The 702-nt window shown below is 34.5% G+C and carries 2 protein-coding genes; both read left to right on the top strand.

The window, feature by feature from the left end; genetic code table 11:
* Window positions 1-381, top strand: a 381-nt coding sequence (locus I6F17_RS37445) for a replication/maintenance protein RepL (RefSeq protein WP_225190485.1), incomplete at its 5' end; no start/stop codon positions are given.
* 12 nt (window positions 382-393) lie between these two features.
* Complete coding sequence (locus tag I6F17_RS37440; RefSeq protein ID WP_023909281.1) at window positions 394-681, top strand: hypothetical protein; 288 nt, start codon at window positions 394-396, stop codon at window positions 679-681.
* The last annotated feature ends 21 nt before the right edge of the window (window positions 682-702 follow it).

The following is a 702-nucleotide window of genomic DNA, read 5'->3' as shown; positions in this document are numbered from 1 at the left end:
ATATCTGAGAAGGTTACCAGAGCATTTAGGCTATATTCTTTTTTTGCTCAAAATATAGATAAATCGTGTGGGGCTGTTGTATGTGACCAAAAATTCTTAGCTGATTATTTCGGTGTTAGTTTAAGGACGATCCAATATTGGATTGGAGATTTAGAAAGTATTGGCGCCATCGTGAAAATACCAGTAGGTATCTATTATGCTTATGCGTTAGATCCGTATCAGGTATGGCGCGGATATAATAAATCTAAAAAATATGCAGCGTTTAACGCAAAAACATTAACTCAAAAAGATGGCGTTATTGATCGCAAGTTGCGGCTCATGCTCTCTAGGAGAGAAGAGTTTGAAGGCTCGCTTAAGACATCTAATCATGACTTGGACTAGGTATGATGCGCTATGAGAATTAAATATGAATCACGTTGGAAATTAGAAGAACTAAAATTAGAAATATGTAGATCAATAGATTCGTTAATTGATGAATATCATATCGAATATGCAATGGGAATAAATCTATATATGAATTGTGAAGATAAGGAGTTTAATCCCGTTGATATTGTCAATGAAGATGGAAAGAATATTATGTTTGTTGTTAGCAACAATGAAAAAATACAAAAACCAAAAAAAAGTGCGAAGAAAAAAATTCCTGCACCTGTAATTGAGTTAGATAAATATCGGAAAAAGTGATGGCCATACAGAGCCGGCGGC

This window comes from Bradyrhizobium sp. NBAIM18, assembly GCF_020193825.1.
In the GTDB taxonomy this organism is placed as follows: Bacteria; Pseudomonadota; Alphaproteobacteria; order Rhizobiales; family Xanthobacteraceae; genus Bradyrhizobium; species Bradyrhizobium yuanmingense.
This window is presented reverse-complemented; position numbering and strand designations above follow the sequence as displayed.

Excerpts from the sequence above, each read along its gene's own strand:
- I6F17_RS37440 (WP_023909281.1), top strand. The coding sequence starts at position 394 with ATGAGAATTAAATATGAATCACGTTGGAAATTAGAAGAACTAAAATTA.